Genomic DNA, 2,897 nt, shown 5'->3' with positions numbered 1-2,897 from the left:
CGCCGGACGCCGCCGCCCACCCGGGACGATCTCACCAGAGGCATGGCGCCTGCACGCGACTGTCGTCGACCGCGCGGGCCGCGACATAGGCGAAGAACGGGACGCTCACGGCCGCGGCGGTGAGCAGCGCGGCCGCCGGGAGCGCCGCGGGCGGCCGCCCCCGCCCCCGCCGGCCGAGCCGCGCGCGCAACCGGGCGGCGCCGTCCACCGAGGCGAGCACGAGCACGGCGACGATGAACGCGTTGTAGTGGTAGTGGGGCTCCCACCAGTTGCCGAAGCGGCTGGCGAGCATCCGCTCGGCCAGCAGCGGCAGGGCGGCGAGGGTCAGCGGCGAGAACAGCGGCAGGAACAGCAGCGGCAGGACGAGCAGCGCCATCGTGCCGATCTTGTGCGGCGGCCTGCCGAGCACGGTCACGACGTCCCAGGGGTGGGTGAGGGCGTGCACGGCGGCGTGCGGCAGGTCGGGGCCGAGGGAGCCGTACGCCCAGTAGTAGTCGTTGTCCCCGCCGAACGCGGCGATCACCACGCGGGAGCACACCCACGTGGTGACCAGCCCGCACACGATGTAGGCGAGGCCCGCGCGCCGGTCGCCGCCGGGCAGCCAGCCGCCGTGCGCCTCCGCCCCGTCGTGGTCGTCGCGCACGGCGAGCAGGAAGAGGCCGAAGCCGACCAGCAGCAGGCCCATGTCCTCCTTGACCAGCAGCAGCGCCGCGGCCGCCGCCGCGGCGTGCCCGCGCCGTCCCGCGTCGTACCGTTCGATCATGAGCGCCGACAGCAGCGGGACGAACGCGACCTCGTGGAAGTCGAACGCCAGGGCCTCGGCGACCGGCCAGGACAGCGCGTAGGCGCCGGCGGCGCAGAACGCCCCGGCGGCGCCGGCCCTGCGCCGGGAGTACCGCCAGATCGGCACGATCGCGAGCGCGAACAGGACGCCCTGGGCGGCCAGCAGCGTCCCCGGCCCGTCGTGGATCCAGTACAGCGGCGCCAGCAGCGCCAGGATCGGCGAGAAATGGTCGCCCAGGATGGCGAAGCCGGGACCGAAGCCGTTGTGCACGCCCTTGACCATGGCGACGGGCGCGCCGAAGCGGCTGTAGGAGCGGACCGCCTGGTCGAAGATCACCAGGTCGTAGCTGCTCGTCCGGAACGCCCGCAGCCGCATCAGCGAGTACGCGGCGTACAGCGCCGCGCTGACGGTGACGAGCGCCCACAGGGCGACGTGCTCGCGCCGCCCCGCCGACCCGGGCCGGGGCCGCGCCGGGACGCGCCCGGCGAACCGTGCCCGCAGCCGGGCCCCGAACCGGTCCCGCGCCCGCCCGCGGCCGTCCGGGACCTCGTTCACGACCCCCTCCACCGTCACCGCCTCAGCCACGCGCCGGACGCTACCAGCAACCGGACGACGGTGAGATCGCGACGGGTGGACGCGGGGGCGACGCCCGTGGCGCCGATGCGCCGCGGGCGGGCGCGGACCCCGTCAGGACGCCGTCAGGACGCCGTCCGGTGGGCCATGGGGAGGCGGGAGCGCGTGAGGGCGCCGGCCGCGAGGACCGCCACCAGCGGCACGCCCACGCCGACCAGCAGCAGCAGTTCCCAGGGGATCACGAGGATCATGCCGTGATCGCCGCCGCCGGCCTCCGGGTCCGGGGCGGCGGTGAGCGGGCGCGCCACGGCGATCCCCGGGACGAGACCCGCCGCGATCCCGAGCCAGCAGCCCAGCACCGCGAGGAACCCGGCCTGGCCCATCATGAGCGCCCGCCGGGTGCGCGGGCGGGCTCCGACGGCGGCGAGGGTCGCGAGGTCGGGCAGCGCGTCGGCGGCCGCCAGCCGGGTCCCGATCAGCGAGCCGCCGAGGGCCAGCACGGCAGCGGCGGCGGCGAGCGCCAGCAGGGTCCCGCCGAACGACCCGGTGAACCCCCGCTCGACGTAGACGGCGCCGGGGTCCTGGGCGAAGACCGCGAGGGTCTCCTTCAGCCGGGCCTCCTCCGCCTTGGTGACCCGGTGGTCGGCGCGGTCGACGCCGAACGCCTCGGTCCGGACGGGCAGCCCCACCCGCGCCGCGGCGGACGGGGGGATGATGGCCCAGGCGTGCGGATCGTCCCGGACGCCGATCGCCGGGAGGTCGCTGATCTTGCGCAGCGTGCGCCGCCGGCCCTGGTCCCACACCGCCACGGTCGCGGTGGTGGTGCCCCGGGCGAGCGGCCCCGAGCGGAACAGGACGATCTTGCCCTGGGCCAGCGCGGACGTCACCGCGGGGTCGTCCCGGCCGAGCAGCAGCCGTGCCTCACGGGCACCGCCGACCACGTTGTCCAGGACGATCGTCCGGGAGCCGCCGTCGTCCTTCACCGCGAACGACACACTGGGGCAGTGCGTCGAGTCGGCGCTCTGGCACACCGAGTCCTCGCCCGGGAAGGCGTTCAGCGGCACGACGGGGACGCCGGGCAGTGCCCGCCGGACGGCGGCGCCCACCGCGTCCGCGCGGTCCACCGGCGGCCGGATCATCGTCGTCCCGTGGGGAATCCGCGGCAGGTACTCCAGCCGCTGCTGCCGGAAGTCGCTGGCGCCCCCGATCGCCACCATCGTCACCGCGGCCACCGCGGCCATGATCGCGGCGACCACCGGGGCGCTGCGGCCGCGGTTGCGGGCGCCGTCGCGGACGGCGAGGCGGAGCGGCACCGGGAGCCCGGCGGCGGCCCGGCCGGCGGCGCCGACCAGCCAGGGAGCGACCATCACGCAGCCGAGGATGATCGCGATCGCGCCGAGCACGGCCCCGATCTCGTGCAGCGGGAAGACCGCGACGAGGCTCATCAGCACGCCCGCGAGGATCGACGCGGCGCCGGCGATCGGCCAGCCGCGGCGGGCGCGGGCGGCGTCGCGGCGGCCGCCAGATCGGAAGAGCGTCG

2 protein-coding genes are annotated in these 2,897 nt (G+C 76.6%); both read right to left on the bottom strand.

Annotation, left to right across the window (positions count from 1 at the left end):
* Positions 1-31: 31 nt before the first annotated feature.
* On the bottom strand, positions 32-1,369 hold the full coding sequence (locus E1291_RS40640; RefSeq protein WP_131743358.1) for a DUF2079 domain-containing protein: 1,338 nt from the start codon (positions 1,367-1,369) through the stop codon (positions 32-34).
* A gap of 113 nt (positions 1,370-1,482) precedes the next feature.
* Positions 1,483-2,897 (bottom strand): FtsX-like permease family protein (locus E1291_RS42950; RefSeq protein WP_165495540.1); only part of this gene is annotated, 1,415 nt, incomplete at its 5' end.

Origin of the sequence: Actinomadura roseirufa (assembly GCF_900659635.1) — a bacterium.
GTDB classification, from domain to species: domain Bacteria; phylum Actinomycetota; class Actinomycetes; order Streptosporangiales; family Streptosporangiaceae; genus Spirillospora; species Spirillospora roseirufa.
The sequence above is the reverse complement of the archived record's forward strand: the minus strand, read 5'-3'. Positions and strand labels throughout refer to the sequence as shown.